General features: G+C 63.8%; 23 protein-coding genes. 9 read left to right on the top strand and 14 right to left on the bottom strand.

The features are described from left to right. Positions 1 to 26: 26 nt before the first annotated feature. Both ACKUUH_RS07730 and ACKUUH_RS07735 read right to left on the bottom strand, forming a co-directional pair. A complete protein-coding gene (locus tag ACKUUH_RS07730) occupies positions 27 to 2,414 on the bottom strand; it encodes an ATP-binding protein (protein WP_407949315.1) in 2,388 nt (795 codons plus the stop codon). Positions 2,415 to 2,574: 160 nt separating this feature from the next. Next, a complete protein-coding gene (locus ACKUUH_RS07735; RefSeq protein WP_407949317.1) occupies positions 2,575 to 3,264 on the bottom strand; it encodes a hypothetical protein in 690 nt (229 codons plus the stop codon). A 224-nt stretch (positions 3,265 to 3,488) separates the two neighbouring features. Between ACKUUH_RS07735 and scpA the strand changes: the two genes are divergently transcribed. Both scpA and ACKUUH_RS07745 read left to right on the top strand, forming a co-directional pair. Beyond that, positions 3,489 to 5,645, top strand: a complete 2,157-nt coding sequence (gene scpA / locus ACKUUH_RS07740) for a methylmalonyl-CoA mutase (protein ID WP_407949318.1) — start codon at positions 3,489 to 3,491, stop codon at positions 5,643 to 5,645. A gap of 286 nt (positions 5,646 to 5,931) precedes the next feature. Next, the gene (locus ACKUUH_RS07745) at positions 5,932 to 6,162 is read left to right on the top strand and encodes a hypothetical protein (protein WP_407949320.1); all 231 of its coding nucleotides are present in this window, start codon (positions 5,932 to 5,934) and stop codon (positions 6,160 to 6,162) included. A 12-nt stretch (positions 6,163 to 6,174) separates the two neighbouring features. Here ACKUUH_RS07745 and ACKUUH_RS07750 read toward each other — a convergent pair whose 3' ends face one another. Further along, positions 6,175 to 7,038, bottom strand: coding sequence for a DUF3108 domain-containing protein (locus tag ACKUUH_RS07750; RefSeq protein ID WP_407949321.1), 864 nt, complete (start codon positions 7,036 to 7,038; stop codon positions 6,175 to 6,177). A gap of 134 nt (positions 7,039 to 7,172) precedes the next feature. Between ACKUUH_RS07750 and meaB the strand changes: the two genes are divergently transcribed. From meaB to ACKUUH_RS07765, 3 genes are all read left to right on the top strand, one after another. Continuing rightward, on the top strand, positions 7,173 to 8,213 hold the full coding sequence (meaB, locus tag ACKUUH_RS07755; protein WP_407949322.1) for a methylmalonyl Co-A mutase-associated GTPase MeaB: 1,041 nt from the start codon (positions 7,173 to 7,175) through the stop codon (positions 8,211 to 8,213). Positions 8,214 to 8,335: 122 nt separating this feature from the next. Further along, a complete protein-coding gene (gene rpmB / locus ACKUUH_RS07760) occupies positions 8,336 to 8,626 on the top strand; it encodes a 50S ribosomal protein L28 (RefSeq protein WP_407949323.1) in 291 nt (96 codons plus the stop codon). A gap of 167 nt (positions 8,627 to 8,793) precedes the next feature. Next, entirely contained in the window at positions 8,794 to 9,474 is a 681-nt protein-coding gene (locus ACKUUH_RS07765) for a hypothetical protein (RefSeq protein WP_407949324.1), read from the top strand. Here the strand turns inward: ACKUUH_RS07765 and ACKUUH_RS07770 are convergent. From ACKUUH_RS07770 to ACKUUH_RS07790, 5 genes are all read right to left on the bottom strand, one after another. Then, on the bottom strand, positions 9,392 to 10,528 hold the full coding sequence (locus ACKUUH_RS07770; protein WP_407949325.1) for an esterase-like activity of phytase family protein: 1,137 nt from the start codon (positions 10,526 to 10,528) through the stop codon (positions 9,392 to 9,394). The two genes, ACKUUH_RS07765 and ACKUUH_RS07770, sit on opposite strands and share 83 nt — an antisense overlap. A gap of 104 nt (positions 10,529 to 10,632) precedes the next feature. After that, positions 10,633 to 12,066, bottom strand: a complete 1,434-nt coding sequence (locus ACKUUH_RS07775; protein WP_407949326.1) for an MATE family efflux transporter — start codon at positions 12,064 to 12,066, stop codon at positions 10,633 to 10,635. 176 nt (positions 12,067 to 12,242) lie between these two features. Further along, positions 12,243 to 14,129 carry a cobaltochelatase subunit CobT gene (gene cobT / locus ACKUUH_RS07780; RefSeq protein WP_407949327.1) on the bottom strand — a complete coding sequence of 629 codons (1,887 nt, stop codon included), beginning with the start codon at positions 14,127 to 14,129 and terminating at the stop codon, positions 12,243 to 12,245. A 76-nt stretch (positions 14,130 to 14,205) separates the two neighbouring features. After that, positions 14,206 to 15,177: a cobaltochelatase subunit CobS gene (cobS, locus tag ACKUUH_RS07785; RefSeq protein WP_322313534.1), complete on the bottom strand. Its 972-nt coding sequence runs from the start codon at positions 15,175 to 15,177 to the stop codon at positions 14,206 to 14,208. A gap of 163 nt (positions 15,178 to 15,340) precedes the next feature. Then, a complete protein-coding gene (locus ACKUUH_RS07790; RefSeq protein WP_407949328.1) occupies positions 15,341 to 16,027 on the bottom strand; it encodes a J domain-containing protein in 687 nt (228 codons plus the stop codon). Between the two features lie 83 nt (positions 16,028 to 16,110). Between ACKUUH_RS07790 and ACKUUH_RS07795 the strand changes: the two genes are divergently transcribed. Continuing rightward, entirely contained in the window at positions 16,111 to 16,389 is a 279-nt protein-coding gene (locus ACKUUH_RS07795) for a BolA family protein (protein WP_407949329.1), read from the top strand. Here the strand turns inward: ACKUUH_RS07795 and ACKUUH_RS07800 are convergent, their stop codons facing one another. From ACKUUH_RS07800 to ACKUUH_RS07810, 3 genes are read right to left on the bottom strand one after another with little or no spacing between them, the layout of a single operon-like run. Continuing rightward, positions 16,390 to 17,682 (bottom strand): HlyC/CorC family transporter, encoded by a 1,293-nt coding sequence (locus tag ACKUUH_RS07800; RefSeq protein ID WP_407949330.1) that lies wholly within the window; start codon positions 17,680 to 17,682, stop codon positions 16,390 to 16,392. 1 nt (position 17,683) lies between these two features. After that, positions 17,684 to 18,802: a 3-dehydroquinate synthase gene (gene aroB / locus ACKUUH_RS07805; RefSeq protein WP_407949331.1), complete on the bottom strand. Its 1,119-nt coding sequence runs from the start codon at positions 18,800 to 18,802 to the stop codon at positions 17,684 to 17,686. Next, positions 18,799 to 19,422, bottom strand: coding sequence for a shikimate kinase (locus tag ACKUUH_RS07810; protein ID WP_407949332.1), 624 nt, complete (start codon positions 19,420 to 19,422; stop codon positions 18,799 to 18,801). Before ACKUUH_RS07810 ends, aroB begins: the two co-directional genes overlap by 4 nt. Positions 19,423 to 19,689: 267 nt before the next feature. On the opposite strand from ACKUUH_RS07810, the gene ACKUUH_RS07815 reads away from it, so the two are divergent. The 3 genes from ACKUUH_RS07815 to xerD are packed head-to-tail and all read left to right on the top strand — an operon-like array spanning position 19,690 to position 22,760. Next, positions 19,690 to 19,833 (top strand): hypothetical protein, encoded by a 144-nt coding sequence (locus tag ACKUUH_RS07815; RefSeq protein WP_407949333.1) that lies wholly within the window; start codon positions 19,690 to 19,692, stop codon positions 19,831 to 19,833. Continuing rightward, on the top strand, positions 19,814 to 21,784 hold the full coding sequence (locus tag ACKUUH_RS07820; RefSeq protein ID WP_407949334.1) for a hypothetical protein: 1,971 nt from the start codon (positions 19,814 to 19,816) through the stop codon (positions 21,782 to 21,784). The genes ACKUUH_RS07815 and ACKUUH_RS07820 overlap by 20 nt, the downstream gene beginning before the upstream one ends. Positions 21,785 to 21,800: 16 nt before the next feature. Then, the gene (xerD, locus tag ACKUUH_RS07825) at positions 21,801 to 22,760 is read left to right on the top strand and encodes a site-specific tyrosine recombinase XerD (protein ID WP_407949335.1); all 960 of its coding nucleotides are present in this window, start codon (positions 21,801 to 21,803) and stop codon (positions 22,758 to 22,760) included. Here the strand turns inward: xerD and ACKUUH_RS07830 are convergent. Genes ACKUUH_RS07830 through ACKUUH_RS07840 form a run of 3 tightly spaced genes read right to left on the bottom strand, consistent with a single transcriptional unit; the run spans position 22,757 to position 24,653 of the window. Further along, positions 22,757 to 23,656: a sigma-70 family RNA polymerase sigma factor gene (locus tag ACKUUH_RS07830; protein ID WP_407949336.1), complete on the bottom strand. Its 900-nt coding sequence runs from the start codon at positions 23,654 to 23,656 to the stop codon at positions 22,757 to 22,759. The two genes, xerD and ACKUUH_RS07830, sit on opposite strands and share 4 nt — an antisense overlap. After that, positions 23,653 to 24,207: a hypothetical protein gene (locus ACKUUH_RS07835; protein WP_407949337.1), complete on the bottom strand. Its 555-nt coding sequence runs from the start codon at positions 24,205 to 24,207 to the stop codon at positions 23,653 to 23,655. Before ACKUUH_RS07835 ends, ACKUUH_RS07830 begins: the two co-directional genes overlap by 4 nt. Before the next feature lie 17 nt (positions 24,208 to 24,224). Next, positions 24,225 to 24,653 carry a hypothetical protein gene (locus tag ACKUUH_RS07840; protein ID WP_407949338.1) on the bottom strand — a complete coding sequence of 143 codons (429 nt, stop codon included), beginning with the start codon at positions 24,651 to 24,653 and terminating at the stop codon, positions 24,225 to 24,227. Positions 24,654 to 24,841: the final 188 nt, after the last annotated feature.

The following is a 24,841-nucleotide window of genomic DNA, read 5'->3' on the forward strand; positions in this document are numbered from 1 at the left end:
ATCGGGCCGGAACGAAAGCCGCCGCGTCAGGGCGTGGCGGCTTTTGTCTGGCCGTCGTGCCAGACCAGACGCCAGCCGGGCAGCGTCATCTTCGCGGTCGTGCCCTCGTTGACGGCGCTCTCCAGCACGAAGCTGCCGCCATGCAGCTCGATCAGCGATTTCGTGATCGGAAGGCCAAGGCCAGTGCCGCCGTGCTGGCGGGCGTTGGTGTCGTCGACCTGCCCGAAGGGTTCCATGACCTCGGCAATCTTGTCGCCCGGAATGCCAATGCCGTCGTCGCGCACGGAGATCGACAGGTCTCCGGCGTCGTCAAGGAAGACGATTACATCGATGTTGCCGCCCTCGCCGGTGAACTTCGCGGCATTGGACAGCAGATTCAGCATGATCTGTCGCATGGCGCGCTGATCCGCGTTCAAGGACGGCATGGGGTCGAACATTTGCAACTGCACCCGCTGCGACTTCTCCATGGTGCGGGCGCGCATGATGTCGACCGACCATTGCAGTACCGCGGCAAGGTCTACTTCCTGGTCTTCCAGCGCGTAACGGCCCGCCTCGATCTTCGATATGTCGAGAATGTCGTCGATGACATTCAGCAGGTGCCGTCCGCTGTCGTGTATGTCGGTTGTGTATTCGCGATAACGATCGGCTCCAAGCGGGCCGAACATCTCCTGCCGCATGATTTCGGAGAAGCCGATGATTGCGTTCAGCGGCGTGCGGAGCTCATGGCTCATGTTCGCCAGGAATTTCGATTTCGCGCGGTTGGCGAGTTCGGCGGCTTCGGTCGCGCGCTGCAGCTCCTGATCCGCCCTGCGCCGCTCGATAGCGATTCCGGCAAGATGCGCCGCGCCGAGCAGATAATCGGATTCCCATTCGCCGGGCTCATAGGCGTCCGGAAAATACAGTGCGAACGCGCCGACGACCTTCCCGTCATGCGCCATGATCGGCTGGAACCACAGCGACTGAATGTCTGCCTTGCGCATATAAGACGAGATATGAGTGCCCTGGTATTCCTCCTGAAGGTCCGTCGTTACGATCTTGGTGCCGGCGAGTGCGATGCGGCCGAAAATCCCGTGACGCTGCTCCCTCCAGAATTCGTCGACCCAGGCACCGAAATCGACCGGCAGGTGCGGCGCCGCGCAGGTCGTGAGATTGCATTCGGGATCGATAAGGAAGACGGCAGCGCGGCTGGAAGGGTTTGCTTCCTCCGATCCGAGCGCAAGAAGAGACATGACTTCATGCAGCGGCGCGCCGGTCGCCAGTGCACGCAATACCCGGAACTGGTTGCGCTGTTCGGTCTCGGTGCGCTTCCTCGCCGTGATGTCGCGCATATTGATGACGTAGCCGCGAACGTTGGGATCGTCGACAAGGTTGGTGATGCTCGATTCGATCCAAACCGTATGCGCCGCGTTTCGGGGCGTCGCGCCTCCTGTGTAGCGGGGAATCGCAAGCTCGTATGAGATCGTCTCGCCGGAGGCTGAAGGCCGGCCGGTAACGCCGTTGAGAATTTGGCTCCTCTGTTCTTCGGTCAGAAGCTTCAGGCCGTTGAGGCCTGTCAACGCTTCCTGAGAGAGACCGATCTTCTCGGCGGCCGGCGAGGCATATTGAATGATGGCGTTCTCGTCGGTGACGAGCACGACGTCGAACGCGTTCTCCACCAGGGCGCGGAAATGATGTTCGCGCCGTTGAAGCTCGTCGTTTGCCTCCTCGGCGCGACGGCGGGCGGTTTCCGAAATGTCGCGTGCCTGGCCGAGGTCCTCGATGAGATCGGCGTTCCTGAAGCGGAGATCGTGCGTCTCAATCACGTTGGCCCTCTGCTGCGCGGCGATGCGAGCCAGAAGAAGATAGGCCGGAATGCAAGCGAAGCCGAGGGCCATGAAAACGGGATCGAGCGTCCAGATGGAGACGCCGATCACCGCGGTTATGACCGGCGCGGTGACCGACAGGAATATCGGCAGGAGATGGTAGGCGATCTGCGATGCCATCACGACGTGGATGACGAGCACCGTCAGGATGGCGAGGTTCTGAATGCCGCCATCCGTCTGCCAGAAGAACGGTATCACGCCGAGCCAGACGAGGTTGAGAATCCAGTAGCGGATGGCCGTCGGACGTATCCATGCCTCCGCCTTGGCTTCGTGGCGGTCGTCGGCAGAAAAGAAGCGCTGCTGGAAAAAAGCGTACTCGGCCCAGCCCGCCACAATGGCGAGCCACCACAGGACGATTACAGGCTGCGGGAAGGCCGGCTGGAAGGTGAAAACGACGGCGCCCGATATCGCGGGGAAAAGAACCGGCATCCCGCGATAGGCGCGCATGATGGTCCGGTAGAGTTCGAGACGAATGGCAGAAGCACGTTCGTCTCCGGTAGCGTTCCCGCTGTCCGAAGCGATCGGGCTCGAATGGATGCTCGTACCGGGCATCTCGACGGGGTCTCCTCCCCCCAGAATGGACGCCTCCCCTCTACCCAGTTCACGCCATGAAGGTAAAGTTTCCCTGAATGCCCGAATTCTGCCGGAGACAATGAAAAAACCCCGTCCGCGTGTTGCGGACAGGGTTCTTCGGCGCGCCCCGACGGCGAGGTTAGTAGGCGCCTGGCACCTTTGGGATGTCGGCCTGCGTCGGAGTGGAACGCTTGCCCTCGACGGCACAGCTACGCTTCACATCGCGATCGATCGCGGTTGAGGGCGTCCAGTAGGTCGGCATCCAGTTTGCCGCGCGCTGGTCGGCGACCGCCGCCTGTTCACTGGTCAGGCTGCCCCGGAACTCCTGCGCAATGGAGACGTCGGGCTGGACACCGAGAGAAAGCAGGCTCGGGTTGCGGCTATAGAGCTTCGCCCATTTGGCGCCCTCGACGGCATCTTGCGGGACGCCCTGGCCCTTCAGATAAAGCGAGGCCATCAGCTTCTGCGCGTCGGGCCAGCCGCTTTGGGCGGCGCGATGCACCCATTCGGCTCCCTCGGCTTCCTTGTCGGTGGCGATCAGGCACTGACCCAGCGCCATTTGCGCGCCCTCGTAGCCATGGCCCCGATAGGCAAAGCAGGTCAGAACGTTGAAGGTCTCTTCTTCGCATTCACCACGGGCTGCCTGGCTCACGGATTTTGCATAGAGCGTGCCCGCAGGATCCTGCTCTGCAAGGGTCGGGATAATACGCCCATCGGCGTCGCGTTTGCGGGCGGCTCCGCCTCCGCTGCAGGCTGCGAGAGCGAGGGCGACGACGCTCAGGGCGATCACGGCTCCCGCTTTCGATGTCAGTTGAATGCGTGCTGGCATATTTCCCTCAGATTTCATTGTTGCGGCCCAACCCGGTCCGCTTTTCCCCATTTGAACCCATATGGTGACGCAGCGAAATAGCGGCGTTCCTGCCCCTCATTCAGGGCGGTTTGACCCGCTGCGGCGCTTCCCGGATACTCCCGCCGCCTCTTTGGGGTGGCGGAGAGCGGTATGTTATGCTGTCTCCAGTGAAATTTCGCAATTTGCCGTGAGTAGAGACGAAGATGGCCGACAAGAAGACGCTCAAGGATTGGGAAGCATTGGTCGCGAAGCAGACCAAGGGAGCGGGCCCGAATTCGCTCGTCTGGCACACGCCGGAGGGTATCGACGTCAAAGCGCTTTACACGGCTGAGGACCTCGAGAAGATCGCGGCCGAAGGCTATGATGCGAACACACTCCCAGGCCTTGCGCCCTATACACGCGGGCCGCAGGCGACGATGTATGCCGGACGGCCATGGACGATCCGTCAGTATGCGGGATTTTCCACCGCGGAAGAATCCAACGCCTTCTACCGCCGCAATCTCGCGGCCGGACAGAAGGGGCTGTCCGTCGCTTTCGATCTGGCGACGCATCGCGGCTATGACAGCGACCATCCGCGCGTGGTCGGCGATGTGGGCAAGGCTGGTGTCGCGATCGACAGCATCGAGGACATGAAGATCCTCTTCGACCAGATTCCGCTCGACGAGATGTCGGTGTCGATGACCATGAACGGGGCCGTGGTTCCCATTCTTGCGAACTATATCGTTGCCGCGGAAGAGCAGGGTGTTAAGCCGGAACAGCTTTCGGGAACCATTCAGAACGACATCCTGAAGGAGTTCATGGTCCGCAACACCTACATCTACCCGCCCGAACCTTCGATGCGGATCATCTCGGACATTATCGGCTTCTGTTCGAAGCACATGCCGCGCTTCAACACGATTTCGATTTCCGGCTATCACATGCAGGAAGCCGGCGCGACGCAGGTGCAGGAGCTCGCCTTCACGCTTGCTGACGGGCGAGAGTATGTGCGCGCCGCGCTTGCCGCAGGTCTCGATGTCGACGATTTTGCGCCACGCCTGTCGTTCTTCTTTGCCATTGGCATGAATTTCTTCATGGAGATTGCGAAGCTGCGGGCGGCGCGCCTTCTCTGGGCGCAGATCATGGCGGAATTCAAGCCGAAGGATCAGAAGTCGTCGATGCTGAGAACGCATTGCCAGACATCGGGTGTTTCGCTCACGGAGCAGGATCCCTACAACAACGTCATCCGCACGACGATCGAGGCGATGGCGGCCGTGCTCGGCGGCACGCAGTCGCTCCATACCAATGCGCTCGACGAGGCGATCGCGCTGCCGACGGATTTTTCCGCGCGCATCGCGCGTAACACGCAGCTCGTCATCCAGCACGAAACGGGCATCACCAATGTGATCGATCCGCTTGGCGGCTCCTATTACATGGAGACGCTGACGCATTCGCTGGTCAAGGAAGCGTGGAAGCTCATCGAAGAAGTCGAAGAACTCGGCGGCATGACGAAGGCCGTGGGCACGGGCATGCCGAAGCTCAAGATCGAGGAAGCGGCGGCGCGGCGGCAGGCGAAGATCGACCGCGGCGAGGAGGTGATCGTCGGCGTCAACAAATACCGCCCGGCCCAGAACGATCCGATCGAAATTCTCGATATCGACAATGCCAAGGTGCTTGCCTCCCAGGTCGAGCGGCTGAAGAAGGTGCGCGCAACGCGCGACGAAGATGCATGCCAAAAGGCGCTTGCGGCGCTCACGGAAGGCGCGCGCGGCAAGGGCAACCTCCTTGCGCTGGCGATTGACGCGGCGCGTGCGCGTGCGACGGTCGGCGAGATTTCGGATGCAATGGAAGCGGTTTTCGGCCGTCACCGTGCGGAGATCAAATCCATCTCCGGCGTTTACGGTCAGGCCTATGAAGGTGATGAGGGCTTCATGCAGATTTCGAAGGAGATCGAGGCTTTCGCCGAAGCCGAGGGCCGCCGTCCTCGCATGCTCGTCGTCAAGATGGGGCAGGACGGTCACGACCGCGGTGCCAAGGTCATCGCAACCGCTTTCGCCGATCTTGGATTCGATGTCGATGTCGGGCCGCTGTTCCAGACGCCGGAAGAGGCAGCCCGCGATGCCATCGAAAACGACGTTCATGTGATCGGCATTTCGAGCCTCGCAGCCGGACACAAGACGCTTGTTCCCGCTCTCGCCAAGGCGTTGAAGGATGAAGGGGCCGACGACATCCTCATCATCTGCGGCGGCGTCATTCCGCAGCAGGATTACGACTTCCTGAAAAAGGCCGGAGCGTCCGCGATTTTTGGTCCGGGTACGAATATTCCGGTGGCGGCACGCGAAATTCTGGCGCTTATCCGAGCGAAACGGCAGCAAGCGGCCTGAACTGCCGATAAACAAGGCTTCTCAGAAAATGCCTGTTTGACGGGCAGTGTGTGCGTCAAGTGAGCGTTGCCGCATATTCCTTGTTGCAACCCGCTTCGAGCTGGACTATTCCCCCGGTCAACTTTCGACCATGAGAGTCGATTTGGCAGGGCACGCGTGCCGCTCAACGATCTCCGAGCCGCCGCCCATGGGCCCCGCCAGGCAAGACGTGCCCTCCCGGAACAGGAAACGCGGGAAAACACGGCTGCCGAGCATAGATCACATATGCGAGATCCGCGGAGGTGCCATGAGCACCGGAGATGGTTTGGCGCGTCCAAAGGCGCGCCGCCCGAGCAGCCTTGCGGACGTCTGGGAAAAGGACGATCGGCAGAAGGAATATTACGGCATGCTGGCGGTGCGGCTCGAAGGGTTGCTTGAAGATATCAGGAAGAGGGGCGTCCCACCCGAGGATGACCTTGTCGAACGCTTGCGCGCGCTTCACGAGGAAGTGCAGGGACAGGTTGGCAAGCCCGATTGAAGCCGGACTTCATCAGTCAGGGATATCGGCGGCCGCGGTGTTCACACCCAGCGGCCGAAGCCGCACCACGTCCAGAACGGCACCGCCGATGGGCGTTCTCATCTGCACCCGCACCGGAAAGTAGAACTTTCCGCTGCCGACCGGCGCGAGCCATATCAAGGTATCGTCGCGCTGCCGCAGGGTGCTGGTGAGTTTCGCCTTCTCCATGCCCGCGCGCGGCGTTACGCGCACCTTGCAGCGGACCGCTTCGCCGCTATAGCCGTTGTCGCGCGTCGTAATCGTATCGATGCGGTCGAAGGTGAGATCGAGGTCGTAGCGGCGCTTGCCGTCGAAGACGGGGAGCTTGCGATTGCAGGGGCTGCCTTCGTTCACCACCGGCACGAGAAAGGTGCTGACAGGATCGAGCGTTCCCTTTCGCTCGAATGGCAAGGTGCTCTCGCGCTCTTCGGGGGAGAGCGGCGGGTCGAAGCTCAAGGCCGGCATGCCGCCATTATTGTAGGTGAGGAGCCGCTTCTTCGTTTCGTCGTTTTCGGTTGAGGTGAAAGCGAAGCTCGACGGGTGCAGTTTCTCGCCATCGACGCGGCCCTCGCTCGTCATGGTCCACTTCGCGTCCCAGAACTTCTTCGGGAGGCCGGCCGATCCGAGCTGGTTCTGCAACCGGTAGTTCTCGCCTTTCAGGCTCGCTTTCATCGAGCCTTCGGCAACGATGAGCCCGCCGATATAGACCGTGTAGTCTGCGAGCATCCCTTCGGCGGTGGCTTCCGGCTCGACGGTCTTTGCGGCCGCAGGCAAAGCAGCGCCAATCGCCGCCGCAAGCGCGAAGGCAAGCGTCAGGCTTCTTCCCGTTCTTTTCCGTTCGTATGTCGCTCGGTACATGGCCAAAAGGGGTCTCCCGGTCGTAACAGGCCCTCCCACAGGCTTTCCCGTCCATTTTCGCCGCTTCAAGCTGAACCCAGCCTGAACGGCCGGGGCTGGACGGGGCCGATCCGGACAAGTATGCAACTGGGGCCATGAGCGGAACAGAGAAAAAGCAGGCGGAGCGGCGCGCCTATAACCGGGCGGCGCCCGATCCGGGAGAGCTTGCCGCGGGAATCCGGGCCGGCAGCCGCACGGCGCTGGCCCGCGCCATCACGCTTGTCGAATCGGCACGGGCGGACCATCAGGACATCGCACAGGTCCTGTTGGCGGATATTCTGCCGGAGACGGGCAAGGCGGTGCGGCTCGGCCTTTCCGGGGCGCCCGGCGTCGGCAAATCGACCTTCACCGAAGCATTCGGCCAGCACCTCACGGGAGAGGGGCACAAGGTTGCCGTTCTCGCCATCGATCCTTCCTCGGCACGCACCGGCGGATCGATCCTCGGCGACAAGACCCGTATGGAACTTCTGGCGCGCGATCCCAATGCCTTCATCCGCCCTTCCCCGTCGGGGGGCACGCTGGGCGGCGTTGCGCGCCGGACCCGGGAGGCCATGCTCCTCACCGAGGCTGCGGGCTATGACGTCGTCATCGTCGAGACGGTCGGCGTTGGCCAGTCGGAAACGTCGGTCGCGGAGATGGTCGATATGTTCCTTCTCCTGCTGTCGCCGGGAGGCGGCGACGAATTGCAGGGGATAAAGCGCGGCATCATGGAGCTTGCAGACCTCGTCGTGGTCAACAAGGCGGATGGCGATCTCGTTCCAGCCGCCAGGCGCGCCCAGATGGAGTACAAGGCGGCTCTCCACCTGATGAAGCCGAAAAGCGCCGTCTGGACCCCGAGCGTCCTCTTGGCATCGGCCCTGAAAGGCGAGGGACTGGCCGAAATCTGGGCCGCGGCGCTCGATCACCACAGGAAGCTCTCCGAGGCGGGAGAACTCGACCGGGTGAGGGCCTCTCAGGCAAAGGCCTGGATGTGGACGGAGATCAGGGAGGGCCTTTTCGCGGCCCTCAAGGCGGACAAAAGGGCCGCTTCGCTCCTTCCCGACCTCGAGGCCGACGTAGCGGCAGGCAGGGCCACGCCGACCGCCGCCGCGAAACGGCTCCTGGCCCTTGTGCTTGGGGAGGGAAAGGGCAGCTAGAAGCGCCTTTCTGGCCTTGACGTGCCCGCGAGGGCCTTTTATACGTGCGCGCCTGTCTTCAGGTGCATTTGGGCCGCGCGGACATTCGCGGCGGCCCCGCCGATACTGCAAAGGAAGTTTCTATGTCCCGCCGTTGCGAACTCTCCGGCAAGGCCGTGATGTCCGGCAACAATGTGAGCCACGCGAACCGCAAGACTCGCCGCCGCTTTCTGCCGAATCTCTGCCAGGTCACGCTGATCAGCGACGCCCTCGGCCGTCAGGTCAGCCTGCGTATTTCGGCCCATGCGCTGCGCTCCGTCGAGCATAATGGCGGTCTGGATCCCTTCCTTCTGAAGGCGTCCGACTCGCAGCTCTCGTCGCGTGCGCTGAAGCTCAAGCGCCAGATCGAAAAGGTGCAGGCCGTCGCCGCCTGACGCTTAACAGCGAAATTTCGGAAATACGGGCGGTCCTCAGGGACTGCCCGTTTTCGTTTTGGGCGCGGAGCGCCGTTTACCCAGATTTCCAAAATTTTGACGGCGGCCTTTCGGGCGCGGTACTGCGCGGCTAGACTCCGCGCCTTGTCGATTTCGGGGGCTTCATCATGCTGGACAGGGGGGTGGATCGCGTGCCGGTGAGCCGGCCGGGGCCGGTGTCACGATTCGTGACCGCGCTCATCCGCCTCATTTTCCCCGTTCTTGCCCTATGCGCGGCGTTTCTCCTCAGCTTCTATCTGCAGGACGTTCCCGCGCCGGAGCTCGCGGCCCTTGGCCAGATCGATCCGCTGCTCGATCCGTCGGACTGGATCAACTGGGGCTTCCTCGTGCTGCCCTCGGTCTTCTTCATCATGAACCTGTCGAGCCGGCGCTACGGAGCGGCCCTGACGCTGACGGCGGCTCTCATCGCCTGGCTTGTGCTCGCGGGTAGCGTCTTCTGGGCGAACCGGGAAGGACTGATCGCGGATTTCGAAGAGGACATCGCGCCCTATGCGCTCGCCGCCTCCTTCACGGGGGCCATGGCGGTGGGCCAGCTCGTGAACATTCTTCTGTTCGACTGGCTTCGCGGCATTCCATGGTGGAAGGCGCCGTTCTTCGCCGCCTTTGTTGGCGGTACCGTCTTCGCGGTCGTCTTCAACACGCGACCGGCGATGGTGTGGGACGCCGAGCTCGGTGGCCGCATCGCCGTCGAGGCGGGCATTCACTTCATCTGGGCGCTTGGTCAGCTTCTTCCGACACTGATGCTGCGGCGGACGATCCGTCCGCTTCCGGGCTTCGGGGGAGCTTGAGCGTTCCTTCTGCTGGCGCGAGCTGCGGCTCCTTCGGCATTTCAAGGCGGAACATCAGCAACAGGGTCCGCTGCAGCGGATTGAAGTTGTCGTCCGAAATCACATAGACGAGCAGGTCGCCGTTCTGGTCCCGCCGGACCGCCATTCCTTCCATGTTGTCGATCGAGTAGCGCTGGCCGACATCGACGAGCACCTCGCCGTCCACGATGGCGTCGCGCGCGATCGTGTCTCCGGGGATCAGGCGCATCTGCATGCCGACGCCTGCAAGCGGCGAATATCGCCGTTCGAGAAGCAGCAGGTCGCCATTCGGCAAGAGCGCCATATCCGTCGGGCTGTAAGGTTCGCGCGCCGTGAGGCCGAACCACGCAATGTCGTGTCCGTCGGCGATGAAGCCCTTGATGTGGCCGCGCGGATCCAGCGTGTCTTCCGTGATCGCCAGGATGCGCGGATCTCTCTCCGGTCCGGAGGGCGGCAGAAGTTCGAGCGACTCGAGGCCGCCATTGCTGTTCAGGCGTCCGAAATGCCGCTGTGTCAGCAGTTGCTCGGGTGTCGCTTCGGCGCCGAATGTTTCGAGGTCGTAGCGCCAGATCCGGTGCGCGCGCTCGAAACCGACATAGGCCTTGCCGAGGATGCCGTCCGTTGCGCCCGGCAATATGACGAGGCTCTCCGCATCGCCGAGCGTCTTGCCGGCGATCGGTTTGCCGTCGAGCCCGAGCATCGGCGCGATCTGTGCTTCCGCCATGCCGGAAAGCCGCCCGCGTTCGTCGTAGAGGAGAATGGCGGTCAGCCACCGGCCCTGATCGGAGACGGAAAGCATGGCGGCGCCGTCGGGACTTACCGCGAGACCCGACCAGCCGCCGAAATCTTCATCCGGCGATGCGATTTCGATACCGCCCGCCCAGACGAGTTTTCCGGTTCTGGTTTCGGTGCGGTCTTCCGGGTTCCAGAGCAGCGTGGATGTCGAGACTTCTATCGGTCTGGACGCGGCGGCCAGAGGGGAGGCCTCCGCACAGATCGCCGCAAGCAAGGCGCAGGCGGCCAAGATCCTTGTCACGCAATACCGGTTAGCCAATTCGATTACCCCTCTGTACCGGGCTTCTGGCCGCTCTTGTCTGGCGGGTATGCCGGTGCCGGGCATCATATCGGCGCATCTCGCGCTTACAAGTGCGCCGCGTTCTCGGGTACGCGCGCCGCGACACCCCAGGGAGAACGATCGAGGCCGAGCTTCGTTCGCCGCGTCCAGCGCGAAATCATCATGACGGAAACGGCGGCAAGTCCCGCCGCGAGACCGAGCCAGATGCCCACGCCTTCGAGTTTCAGCGGAAAGGCGAGAAGAACGCCGGAACTGAGACCGATGACCCAGTAGCCGACGCCCGCATAAATCATGGGCACGCGCGTGTCCTGCAATCCGCGCAGCATTCCGGCGCAGATCGATTGTGCGCCATCGAAGACCTGAAACAGGGCGGCAATCGCGAGGAAGGAAACGGCAAGCGCGATGACGTTCGCGTTTTCGGGCACGCTCCGGTCGAGAAAAATGCCGATCAGCGCATGCGGGAAGAGCATCATCATGAGCGCCATCAAAGCCATGAAGGCGACGCCCATCACGAGAGGCGTCCAGCCCGCTCTCGTGATTGCCTCTGCGTCATCCGCGCCCAGCGCGCGGCCGACGCGCACGGTCACCGCTTGCGAGAAACCGAGCGGGACCATGAAGGAGACGGCTGCGATCTGCAGCGCGATCGAGTGAGCGGCGAGTGCCTCCGCGCCGAAGAGACCCATGAGAAGGACGGCGGCATTGAACACCATGACCTCGAATGCCAGCGTCATGCCGATCGGCAGGCCGAGGCGCCAGAGTTCACGGTAGCGCATCCAGTCCGCGCGCCAGAAGCGGCCGAAAATGGAGTAGCGGCGGAAACGCCGGTCAGAAACGACGATGAGTGCGAGTGCGCCGAACATGAAGATGCTCGTCAGCACGCTGCCGATACCCGCACCGGGCAGGCCGAGGGCAGGCATGCCGAGATGACCGAACATGAGGCACCAGTTGGCGAAGGCATTGAAGGGCACGGCCAGCGCGCCGATGACGAGCGCCCAGCGGGGCCGTTCGAGCGCCGAGATGAAGATGCGCAGAACGACATAGAGAAAGGCCGGAAAGAGCGCCCATTGGAGCGCGCGCGTGTAGGACGCGGCGGATGCCGCCAGCGCCGGGTCCTGACCGAGCAGAACGAGAATAGTCTCCGCGTTCCAGAGGAGCAGCCAGAACGGGATGCAGAGCGTTGCCGCCGCCCAGAAGGCCTGCCGCATGGTGCGCCGCACGTCGCGCACCGAATGGCGGCGGCGTCCGAGTTCGGCGGCCGCCATGGGCGCCGCGGCGGTGACGACGCCGATGCCGAAGATCATCATGGCGAAATAGAGGTTCGATCCGAGGGCACCGGCAGCGAGCGCCTCCGGCCCGATCCATCCCATCATGACGACGTCGGTCGCGTTGATCGCGATCTGCGCGAGGTTCGTTGCGATGAGCGGCCAGGCAAGCGCGATCGTCGCCTTTGCTTCGGCGATCCAGAGCGTCCGGACTGTTCCCTCGGTATCGGCGTGCATTGTTGGTGTCTTCTGGCGGCTGGAGAAAAGCCGCGCAGAATATTCTCCTCGCCGGGAAGCTCAAGCTTTCTTTCCGTTATTCCGCTGCCGGTTTCGTTGCTCTGAAGCGGGCGAGAAGAGGAAAGGGGAGATAGGCGAGGAATATCAGAAGCACCGCCGCGAGGAGCAAGCGTCCATCAGCGCCCTGCGCCGGCCGCCAGTCGCCGTGCGGTGCGCTGGGTTCGCCGCTTGCTCGTTTCGTCCTCGAAAAGCTCCGCAAGCTTTTCCGTCATCGCGCCGCCAAGCTGCTCGGCATCCACGATGGTGACGGCGCGGCGATAGTAGCGTGTGACATCGTGGCCGATGCCGATGGCGATCAGCTCGACCGGCGATTGCGTCTCGATCTGCTCGATCACGCTTCGCAGGTGCTTTTCGAGATAGTTGCCCGCGTTGACGGAGAGGGTCGAGTCGTCGACCGGGGCACCGTCGGAAATCACCATCAGGATGCGCCGCTGCTCGGGGCGGCCGAGCAGGCGGTTATGCGCCCAGATGAGCGCCTCGCCGTCGATGTTTTCCTTCAACAGGCCTTCGCGCATCATCAGGCCGAGATTGCGCCTCCCGCGCCGCCAGGGAGTGTCGGCTGCCTTGTAGATGATGTGCCTGAGATCGTTCAGGCGGCCCGGCTGGGCGGGTTTTCCGTCGGCAAGCCAGCGCTCCCGCGATTGGCCGCCCTTCCAGGCGCGGGTGGTGAAGCCGAGTATTTCGACCTTCACCGCGCAACGCTCCAGCGTGCGGGCCAGAATATCGGCGCACATGGCGGCGACCGTGATCGGGCGGCCGCGCATCGACCCTGAATTGTCGAGCAGCAGCGTCACAACCGTGTCGCGGAAATCCATGTCGTGCTCGACCTTGTAGGCGAGCGGCAGCGTCGGGTCGACGACCGCGCGGGTGAGGCGTGCCGCGTCGAGGATGCCTTCCTCGAGGTCGAACTCCCATGTGCGGTTCTGCTGGGCGAGCAGGCGGCGCTGCAGCTTGTTGGCGAGCCGCGAGACGACGCCCTGCATCTGCTGAAGCTGCTGATCGAGATACTGGCGCAGGCGCGTCAGTTCCTCGATGTCGCACAAGTCTTCCGCGGAGATGATTTCGTCGAATTGCGGCGTGAATATCTTGTACGAGGGCTGACGGTTGCGGTCGTCGCCCTGCTGGTTCGGGCGCCAAAGTTGGTTGCCGTCGCTCGTCTCGTCCGTGTCGCCATCCATCGGCACATCGTCCGACTCGACTTCGACGGTCTGCTCGTCGCCTTCCTCGCCTTCGCCCTCGGCATATTCGACCTGCTCGGCCGAAGAACCATCGGGCTGTTCGGCTTCGCCGGACTGGCTCTGGTCGGAGCTGTCCTCGCTATCGCCTTCCTGATCCTCCGCGTCCTCGGAGGACTGATCCGGCGCTTCGCCCAACTCGTCGCCCATGTCGAGATCGACGAGAATGTCGCGCGTTGCGCGCGCGAAGGCCGCCTGATCCTCGATCAGGTCCTGAAGACGGTCGAGGTCCGATCCCGCCTTTTCCTCGATCCAGGGGCGCCACTGGTCCACGAGCTTCTGTGCGGAGGGCGGCGGGGCTTCGCCCGTCAGCTTTTCGCGCACGACCATGGCCACGGCTTCAGAGAGCGGGGCCTCATCGCGGGAAGTGATCCGGTCGTAGCCGCGCGCGGCGCAGCGCTGTTCAAGCGCGGCGGCGAGGTTTCTCGCCATGCCGGCCATCTGGTTCGCGCCGATCGCCTCGCAGCGCGCCTGTTCGACAGCGTCGAAAACGGCAAGCGCATTGCCGCCTTCGGGCTGGAGGTGCGCGTTCACCTTTTCGTCGTGATGGGCGAGGCGAAGGGCATAGGCGTCCGATACGCCGCGCACCTGCGCCACTTCCTCGGGCGGCAGGTTGCGGCTCGGCATGGGCAGGCGCGCGCGCAGGCCCCGAAGGCCCGGCGCTTCCGTGCCGAAAGTGACGTTGAGCTCCGGCTGCTCCGCAATGGTGCGCATCGTCATGCTGAGCGCACGCTTGAACGGTTCGACCGGGCTTTCCTTTGAACTCATGATGCCGTCAGTTCTTTGCTCGCCGGTTCCGGATATTATCCCCTCCGCCGATGGCGGAGGGGAACAGGGCTTGCCGTCAGGCGACCTTGATGTTCGCCGCGGAGTCGGGAAGATCCTGACCGAAGCAGCGCTGGTAGAACTCCGCGACCGTCGCGCGTTCCAGCTCGTCGCATTTGTTGAGGAAGGTGACGCGGAAGGCGAAGCCGACATCGCCGCCGAAGATGCGCGCGTTTTCGGCCCAGGTGAGCACGGTGCGCGGGCTCATCACGGTCGAGATGTCGCCATTGATGAAGGCCGAACGCGAAAGGTCGGCGACGCGCACCATGGCGGAGATCTGCTTGCGGCCTTCCTCGGTGTCATAGCTCTTCAGCTTGGAGAGCATGATGTTCACTTCTTCGGCATGCGGCAGATAGTTCAGCGTGGTCACGATGTTCCAGCGGTCCATCTGGCCCTGGTTGATCTGCTGCGTGCCGTGATAGAGGCCCGACGTGTCGCCAAGGCCGACCGTGTTCGCCGTGGCGAAGAGGCGGAACGCCGGGTGCGGACGGATGACGCGGTTCTGGTCGAGCAGCGTCAGCTTGCCCGATGCTTCGAGCACGCGCTGGATCACGAACATGACGTCCGGGCGGCCGGCGTCGTATTCGTCGAAGACGAGCGCGACGGGGTGCTGCAGCGCCCAGGGAAGGATGCCTTCGCGGAATTCGGTGATCTGCTTGCCTTCTTTCAGCACGATCGCGTCCTTGCCGACAAGGTCGATGCGGCTGATGTGGCTGTCGAGATTGATGCGGACGCAGGGCCAGTTGAGGCGCGCCGCTACCTGCTCGATATGCGTGGACTTGCCGGTGCCGTGATAGCCCTGGACGATGACGCGGCGGTTGAAGGCAAAGCCCGCCAGCAGCGCGATCGTCGTGTCCTTGTCGAACAGGTAATCGGGATCGAAATCGGGCACGTACTCGTTCGGCTCCGAAAACGCCGGTACTTCCATGTCGATGTCGATCTTGAACACTTCCCGGGCGGAGACCTTCTTGTCCGGGAGATTTTCCGACATGCCGTTTCTCGCTTCGAAGCTCATCTTTGTCCTACTTCCGTGCCCTGGATATACAGGCCGGCTTTGATGGCCGGGTACTCAATCAAAAATGCGGCGCGCGCGCCCTCGGGCCGCGTACCGCCCGGACCGGCGGTTCTTCCGGACCTGCCTTCGCCGCTCCCGCCTATGAGCAGAAGCCGCTTTTGCGGAGGTAATCGTAGGCCTGGATGACCTTGCGCAGACGCTCCTCGGCAGACCTGTCCCCGCCATTGGCGTCCGGGTGGTGCCTTTTTACCAGTTCCTTATACCGTGCCTTGATCTCGTTCAAGGACGCGGTCGCGGGCAGGTCCAGCGTGTCCAGCGCCTGTTGCTCCAAAGCCCGCGGCTTCCGCCGCGTTTCCTGCCGTTCATGGGCATCCGGCCCGACCGTTTCGTCAAAAAAGCCAAACGTATCGCGAAAAGGCGACTCCCGCCGGAACCTTGCCGCGAAAGGCGAGCCGAAGGCCGCATTGGCCGCGTTGACGCCCAGATTCCAGGTCGGCCGGTGCCCGGTCAACGCCTCCCTCTGGAAGGCGGCGACATCGGCGTCGCTCATGCCCTTGAAGAAGTCGTAGTTCCGGTTGAACTCGCGAATGTGGTCCTCGCAGAACCAAATGTATTGCCCGTCGGCGGCGGCTCCATCGAGCGGGTGCTTCGAGCCGGGCTCGGCGCGCGGCGCGCGGAACGTGCCGGTCTCGCGGCAGCCGGCCCACTCGCAGCGCTTCGGCGGCTGTTCCCGCTTCATGCGCCGGACATGCGGGGGCTCTTCGACGCCGCGGCGTTTTCGGGGAGCGATCCGGATCGAATCGAAATATTTCGAGTTCAGCTTCACGGGCAAATTATGTGTTGGCGGCGGCGGCAAAACAAGGAAGCATGGCGCGCCTCGGGTTAACGATTAGCGTAACGGGTCGGTTCATGTCGGTCGCGGAGACCATACGCCGCAAGCTTGAAGCCGCGCTTCTGCCGGAGCGGCTGGAGATAGTGGACGAGTCCCACCTCCACAAGGGTCATGCCGGTCATCGGCCGGAAGGCGAAACGCATTTCCGGCTGACGGTCGTCTCTGCGGGCTTTGCGGGAAAGTCCCGCGTCGAGCGCCAGCGGCTCGTCACGGCCGCGCTCAAGGACGAGATGGGAGCGCCCATCCACGCTCTTTCCATGAAAACGCTGACGCCCGAGGAAGCAAAAGCTTCCTGATCAATTGCCGGCTCCTGCCTTCAACCCCCGCGCGGGCGTCACGCGAAGCTGCGCGATCTGGTTGCGATGGCGCCGCGTGATCTCGAAGCGGAAGCCGTGGAAAGTAAAGGCTTGTCCGACATCGGGAATGGTGCGCGCTTCGTGAATGACGAGACCGGCGATCGTCGTCGCCTCGTCGTCGGGCAGCGACCAGTCGAGCGCCCGGTTGAGGTCGCGAATCGGCACGGAACCGCTCACAACGATCGAGCCGTCCGGCTGCACGCGCAGGCCGGCGACTTCGATATCGTGTTCGTCGGAAATTTCGCCGACGATCTCCTCAAGAATGTCCTCAAGCGTGATCAGGCCCATCAACACGCCGTATTCGTCGACGACGAGCGCGAAGTGGGACCTCTGCTTGAGGAAGGCGTTGAGCTGGTCCTGCAGCGTCGTCGTGTCAGGCACGAACCAGGGTTTTGTCGCAACCGCCAGGATGTCCACCGCGTCGGGCTGCCAGTTCACGCCGGCCAGCGCCCGAAGCAGGTCCTTTGCATGCAGCACGCCGATGATGTTTTCCTGTTCGTCGCGCCAGAGTGGAATGCGCGTATGAGGGCTCGCCAGAACCTGCGAGACGATTTCGCTGTTTGTTTGCGCGGCATCGATCATCGCAATGTTCTTGCGATGAACCATGATGTCGCTGACTTCGAGATCCCGCAGGTCGAGAATGCCGCCCAGCATGTCCCGGTCGATCTTCACCACGCTGCCTTCATAGTGATGAAGGTTGATGGCGCCGCGCAGTTCCTCATGTGCCGAAAGAACCTGTGCCTGGTCGTCGACGTCGTATCCGAAAATGCGAAACGTGTTGCGCACGATGAACTGAACGGCAGCCGTCACCGGGCCGAACAGATAGATGATGAACCGCAAGGGCTGCACCACCGCAAGCGCAACGCGGTCCGTGTTCGTGATCGCGAATGTCTTCGGTGCGACCTCCGCGAAGACGAGAACGACGGCCGTCATCACCAGCGTTGCATAGACGACGCCGGCATCGCCGAAGAGGGCGAGGAAAAGGCTGGTCGCCAGGGCCGATGCCAGAATATTGACGAGGTTGTTGCCAAGCAGGATCGCGCCGATCAGCCTTTCGCGGTCCTCGGTCAGGTGCAGCACGCGTCGCGCGCGCTTGTTTCCCTCTTCGGCGAGACGATGCATGCGCGCGCGCGAGGCAGCCGTGAGCGCCGTTTCCGAGCCTGAGAAAAAGGCGGAAAAGAGCAGCAGCAACACGATGGCGGCGAGAATGACGCCGAGACCGAGCGAAACCATTTTACGCGGGCTCCCTCTCCCGCAGCAGGGCCCGAAGCTTGTCGGGGTCGACGTCGCGAGTGACGAAGGCATCGCCGATCCCGCGGACGAGGATGAAGGTGAGCTTGCCGTCGACGACTTTCTTGTCCTGTCCCATCAGCGCGATGAGCCCGTCCGCGTCCGGCAGCGTGCCCGGAATGTCGGCGAGCGAGCAGGGCAGTCCGGCACGGGCGAGGTGCTGGCGCACGCGCACCGCGTCCTGTCCCGGGCAGAGGCCGAGCCGCGCGGAAAGCTCGAACGCAAGCGCCATGCCCACGGCGACGCCTTCGCCATGCACGAGACGATCCGAGAAGCCGGTCGCAGCCTCGAGCGCATGTCCGAAAGTGTGGCCGAGATTGAGCAGCGCGCGCACGCCGCTTTCGCGTTCGTCGGCAGCGACGGTCGCAGCCTTCGCCTCGCAGCTCTTCACGATTGCCTGAATGCGCGTTTCGACGTCGCCTTCCTTCAGCCGGTCGAGATTGGCTTCCAGCCAGTCGAAGAAATCGCGGTCGCCGATCAGTCCGTATTTGACGACTTCGGCATAGCCCGCGAGGAACTCGCGCATCGGCAAGGTGGCGAGGGCGTCCGTATCGGCAAGCACGAGGCGCGGCTGGTGGAAGGCGCCTGCGAGGTTCTTCCCGTGCTTCGTGTTGATGCCGGTCTTGCCGCCGACGGAACTGTCCACCTGGGAAAGCAGCGTCGTCGGGATCTGCGCGAAATCGACGCCGCGCCGCAGGATTGACGCCGCAAAGCCGGTGAGGTCGCCGATCACGCCGCCGCCCAGCGCGATCACGAGGTTGCCGCGTTCGATCTCCTCGCCGAGCAGCCATTCGGTCAGCTTCTCAAGCTGGGCAAAGGATTTCGTGCTCTCGCCCGCGGGCAGGCGAATGGCGGAGTGGCGGATGCCTGCCGCGTCGAGGCTCTTTTCCAGCGTCGGCAGGTGAAGTCTTGCCACGGTCTCGTCGGTTACGATGGCGACGCGCTTGCGGCGGAGAAGCGGGGCGAGATGCGCGCCCGCGGCCGCGATGAGGCCCGGTCCGACGAAAATGTCGTAGGCCCGGTCACCGAGGTCGACCCTCACTTTTTTTGCACTGTCAGTCATTTATGGGCACCGGCATGAGCTTCGCCGGCGTGTTCCTCGCGGAACCGCTCCAGCTCTTCGACGACCTGCTCGACAACCGCATCATGCGGTCCTTCGAGGCTCTCGATCGTAATGTCTGCCCCGGCATAGACGGGGTAACGTTCATCCATCAGTCTCTTCATCGTTTCGCGGGGATCGCCCGACCGGAGCAGCGGCCGGTCGCCGCGCTTGCCGACACGTTTCATCAGCACGTCGAGATCGGCTTTCAGCCAGACGGAGATGCCGCGCGCCGCGATATTGGCACGGGTGAGCGGGTCCATGAAGGCGCCGCCTCCGGTTGCGAGCACACAAGGGCCTTCGCCCAGCAGCCTCGCGATCACGCGGCGTTCGCCGGCGCGAAAGGTGGGCTCGCCCCTTCGTTCGAAGATTTCGGGAATGGTCTCGCCGGCCGCCTTCTCTATTTCGGCATCCGTGTCCACAAATGCAAGATCGAGGCGGCGCGCCAGCCTGCGGCCGACCGTGGTCTTTCCGGCTCCCATCAGGCCGACAAGAACGATCGAGCGCTCGCCGAGCGGCACGGAGGAGAGCGCCTCGGTCTCGTCCTTGTCGTCGTCACTATTATCGTCGCTGGCGTTGCTCATTCCGCTCGTCCGGCCTCCGGCCTGTCGGCCATTGTGGCCGCCTTAACCTTGTTGGCCTAGTCTCCCGGTCTTCCGCCCGGAAGAAACCCCGAATCGTAAACGATCGTTAACGGGGTTGCAGCCGGTCAGGGCTGTAGATAAGGCCTTGCGAAGGCAGAGTCGCGCCCAAATTTCGCCGCAAGCGGGCCGTAAGGCTGGAGAACTGTCCCGGCGGCATGAACCCGAAGGCCGAGGCCTCGCGGTCCCGAGCCACAAGAAGGAAGAATCATGAGCCGTGCTACCAGCTTTCTCGTCCTCGCCGTCGTCCTCGTGGGCGCGGTGGTGGGCGGGCTGTTTTATCTGGACCAGGCCGTGAAGCCGCAGGCCCAGACAGTGGAGAAGGTTCTCCCGAATGACCAGTTCTCGCGTTAAGCCGACGGCGCGGCGGCCAATTGCCGCCGGGTTGGCGCTTATCGCCACCCTGTCGGTTCCGGGTGCTGCGGCGTTCGCCCAGGAGGCGAATGTGCTGCAGGCGCCTTCGGGTATGCAGCCCGCGCGGCCGGTCCCGCAATCGCTTGCCTCGCCACCTTCGGTAGCTGGAGAGACGGCGCCCGCGTCTGCCGCCGGGCCGCAGAGCATCGTTCCGCCCGGCTATGGCGCGACCACGCCTTCGTCCGCGATGCCCGATGCCGGACCTTCGCAGTTCTTCCCCGCGGGCCAGCAGGTCACCGAACCGAGCGTTCGCGTACTGAGCTCCATCCCGGGGCAGAGCGGCACGGGCATCGAAATGGGAACGCTTTCGGGCGTTGATGCCTCCACTGCCGGTCTCTTGAGCGCCCAGCAGGGCGGCTTCGGCGCGACGATGTGGCGCGGCGCATCGCGCGCGGATATCGACAGCTATATCGCCCGTCTTCCTGTGCCCTCGCGCTCACCGGTGATGACCGATCTCGCCCGCCGCCTTCTTCTCACGGGCGCACAGCCGCCCGAGGGAGCGGGAAATGCAGGCTCGCTTCTGGCGACGCGGCTCGACCTCCTGATTGCGGCCGGACATACGCAGGCAGCGCTCGACCTCGCGCAGGCGGCGGGCAAAGACAGGTCGCCGGGCGTTGCGGCGGGGCTTGCCCGCGCCGCGCTCGCGCAGGACAACGAGCGACTCGCTTGCGATGCGCTCAAGGACATTCCGCCGGGCAACGACCCGGCCCATGACGCGATGGCCGCCTTCGCGGTCAAGCTCAGCACCTATTGCCAGATCGCGGCGGGCAACCGCGAGATTGCGAGCCTCACGCTCGATCTCGCGCGCGAGGAAGGGCTCGACGACCCGCTCTTCTACTCTCTTGCGAGCGAAGCGGCGGCGGGCATCGTCCTGCGTGCGCCGGAACCGAACGAGCTTGGCATCGTCGATGCCGCCTTCTACCGGCTTGCGAAGCGGGATCTGCCCGGCAATGCCGCCGCACTGGCCGCCCCGGCTCTTCTGCCCTCGCTTCTCGACGATCCTTCGATATCGGACGAAAGCAAGGTCGAGGCAGCGGAGCGGGCGGCGGCCTACGGTCTCATCGACGGGCGCGGTCTTGCCGCCTTCTACAAGAAGCCGAGTTTCACGCCGGAGCAGATGGCGGGGCTTTTCACTTCCGATATCCCCGAAACGTCGCCTCTCCGCCGCGCCATGATCTATCAGGCGATCGGGTCGGCGGTTGCGGCGGACGAGCGGATCCAGCTCTTCAAGCTTGCCTTTGCGACGGCGGAATCCGCCGGGCTCTACTATCCGACGGTGGAAGCGCTATATCCTGAACTTCAGGTGATGGAGCCGAACGAAGCGCTTCGGCCTCTTGCGCCAGCCGCGACACGTGCCTTCATTGCCATCGGCGAGCAGACGAAGGCGCAGAACTGGTTCGCCCTGATGACATCCGGCGGCCAGATGCTTGGCCGCGATGCGCGGGAATTGTCGGGCCTCATGCGCGTCGCCGGCGGATCGCCGGGCGCTTTCGACGGCAAGCAACTCTCGGCCGAGATCGTTGCCGATCTCAGGTCAGGCGTTAAGGCAACGCAGTTCTATGCCGCGAGCGAGGCGATGCTGCTGGACGCACTCGGGTTCCAGTTGGACCCGGCCGTATGGGATGCGCTGCTCGATGCGCGCGGTGCATTGACGGGAAAGGTTCCGGCCGAGGCCCTGCTCAATCAGTTGCAGGCGGCGGGAGCCAGGAACGCGTTAGGCGAAACCGTCCTGCTGGCGCTCGATGCGGTCGGGCAGACGGGCCCCGGTTCGGTTCATCCACGTGGTGTGTCGCAGGCGGTATCGAGCCTTCGGGCAGTCGGTCTTGAAAGCGAGGCGCGACGTCTCGCATTGGAAGCGCTGATGGCAAGAAGCGGTGCCGGGCGCGGTTGAGTAAAGGGTGAGTTACATGTCGAAAGAGTCTCAGGAGCGCGGACAACATCTCGAGGCATTTCTCGAAATGCTGAGTGCGGAGCGCGGCGCGGCCCGCAACACGCTCGATGCCTATGAACGCGACCTGAAAGACTTTACCGGCTTTCTTGCCGCTCGCGGCAAACCGGTGACAAGCGCCACCGCCAAGGACATCCGCGACTATCTCGAAGGGCTGTCGGAGCAGGGCCTTTCCGCTTCCACCGCCGCGCGCCGCCTTTCCGCCATTCGCCAGTTCCACGGCTTTCTGTTTGCCGATGGCGTTCGTTCCGACGACCCATGCGGATCGATCGAGGGTCCGCGCCGTGCGCGTCCCTTGCCGAAAACCTTGACCGTCGAGGAGGTCGATGCGCTTCTCGCCGCCGCGCAGCGCGCGGAGGACGGACGCACGCAGGAAGAGACGGTGCTCGCCTACAAGCGGGCACGGCTCGTCTGCCTGATGGAAGTTCTTTATGCGACGGGCCTTCGCGTTTCCGAGCTTGTCGGGTTGCCGCTGTCGGCGGTGCGGGGCGATGAGCGCTTCCTGGCCGTCAGCGGCAAGGGCGGGCGCGAACGGCTGGTGCCGCTGTCGGAAACGGCGCGCGCGGCCATCGATGCCTATCTGCCGCTTCGGTCCATGCGTCTCGGCGACCAGGTTTCCCCCTGGCTCTTCCCGTCGCGCGGCAGGCAGGGTCATCTCACGCGGCACCGTTTCGCTCAACTTCTCAAAGACCTTTCGGTGGCCGCCGGTCTCGACCAGTCGCGCGTCTCGCCGCACACGCTGCGCCATGCTTTCGCCAGTCACCTGCTTGCGAATGGTGCGGATCTGAGAGCCGTGCAGCAGATGCTCGGCCACGCCGATATCTCGACGACGCAGATCTACACCCATGTGCTCGACGAGCGGCTGAAGGAACTGGTGCAGACGCATCATCCGCTCGCCAGGAAGGGCAAAGCCTCCTAAGGCATTTCGATCCGCGTCAGCTTGTCCGGATTGCGGATCATGTAGAGCGTCGAGATGCGTCCGTCGCTCACACCGAAACTCAACGCCGAGTGCACGCCGTTTTCGTCCTGCATGACGAAGCCCGGCAGCCCGTTCACGGTTGCGGGCAGCGTGATGAAGTTTTGCGGGCGCTTCTTCAGGATACCCATGAAGAACCTTGTCACGTGGTCGGGCCCGAACAGCGGGTTCAGCGCCGCGATCGCCTTGCCGCCGCCATCCGAATAGAAGACGACATCCTCGCTCAGGCAATCGATCAGCGCTTGCGGATCGGCGCTGGCGATGGCGGCGCTGAAGGCATTGGCGAGACGCAGATGTTCGCGCGCGCTCGTGTCGAAACGCGGATGCGCGTCCTGCACGCGTTTGCGGGCACGGCTCACGGTCTGCCGGCAGGCGGCTTCCGACTTTCCGAGCAGGGCCGCGAGTTCGCCATAGTCGTAGTCAAACGCGTCGTGCAGCAGGAAAGCCGCGCGCTCTTCGGGCGCCAGGCGTTCGAGTACGTGAAGCAGCGCCATGGATATGTCGTCGGCGAGCGAAAGCCGTTCCTCGGGTGTCGGTTCCGTTTCGAGCGCGGCGGAGACGATCGGCTCGGGAAGCCATGACCCGATATAGGTCTCGCGGCGTGCGCGCGCGGCGCGCAACTGGTCTATGCCGAGCCGCGCGACGGTCGTCACCAGCCATGCTTCCGGATTGCGGATGGCGGAAACGTCCGACCCCCGCCAGCGGAACCAGGCTTCCTGCACGACGTCCTCGGCATCGCTTGCCGAACCGAGGATGCGGTAGGCGACCGCGAAGACGCGTGCGCGGTGGCGCTCGAAGACGGCGTCCACTTCTGTTGCTTCGCCTGCCGCACCGCTCATGCCGCTCTCGCCTCCCTTAGCGCTGCGTCGGTGGCCTTGCCCGCGACGACGACGCGCTGGCATGCCTGACCATATCCCATTGCGCGCTTCACTGTCGGGAAGACGCGGGTCGAGGCGATGGCCAAAGCGATCTCGGCGAGACCCGCCTTGCCCCAGCGCCGTTCGACGGCGCTTCGCAGGTCTTCCGACCTCGCATCGCGCGCGGACAGGTGCTTTGCAAATTCGAAGGCGAGTCTCGTTTCCTCGTCCATGGCGGCGAGGTTTTCCTCGACCGCCGCGCGGAGGATTTCCGGCCGGGCGCCGGCGACGAGTGACAGATTGATGACAGTCTGAAGACAGGGCCCGCAATCTTCTGCATGAACGGCCGCGATGCGCACCGCGCAGGCCGCGTCGAGCGGCAGCGCGCCGCGATGCCGGCTCATCGGCAGGAAAAGCGCAAAACGCCAGAAGCCTGCGGGCGATCCCGCATATAGATCGCGCATGAAGTCGGCGCTTTCGCCTGTCATGGCCTCCTGCTTGCGGATCAGACGGGCGATGATGTTTTTCAGCATAATTCTTCTCCCCTGCGTCAGGCGTTTAAACGGGCCGGCGCGCACCACCAGGTGAGCGCTGCGGAGACAAGCGGGGGCAGGAAGACACCGGGCAGGTCGATCAGGATGTGCTCGACAGGAAGCCGGGCGGCGGCGATGTCCCAGACGTGAAGGAGGGCGTGCAGGACGAGATAGAGCGTGACGGCGCCGAGAAGAGCCACGGCATGCACCGGCCAGCGGATGGCGGCAGCGCTCAGGGTGGCGAGCATCAGGTAGGCAACGCCGATATCCCTTACAAAGTGCGGATTGTAGGGGCCTGTGTTCGGCACGCCGTCGATCGACGCATACCAGCCGGCGGGGTCGGCGAGCATCCAGATCGCGTTGACGAGCCACACGAGGGCGAAGATGCCGAGCACGATGCGCTTTGCCGGGCGGTGAGGGGTGAGGGTGGCGGTGAGCTCTGTCATGGAACCTCCGGGCTCTTGATACGGTGTTTTCACAATCCCAGACGGTTCGGGTGCCCGGATTGTGACAGGCAGGCCGTGAGGCGCAGGATTCCGCCATTTACCTTCGGCTCCAGCGCCGGTTGACAAGGGCGCGGGGGCGGGCCAGTGTGCCGCGCACTTGCAAAAAGGCGGGTCCCCGAAAGGCCCGC

The organism is Parvibaculum sp. (assembly GCF_045863935.1).
Taxonomy (GTDB): Bacteria; Pseudomonadota; Alphaproteobacteria; order Parvibaculales; family Parvibaculaceae; genus Parvibaculum.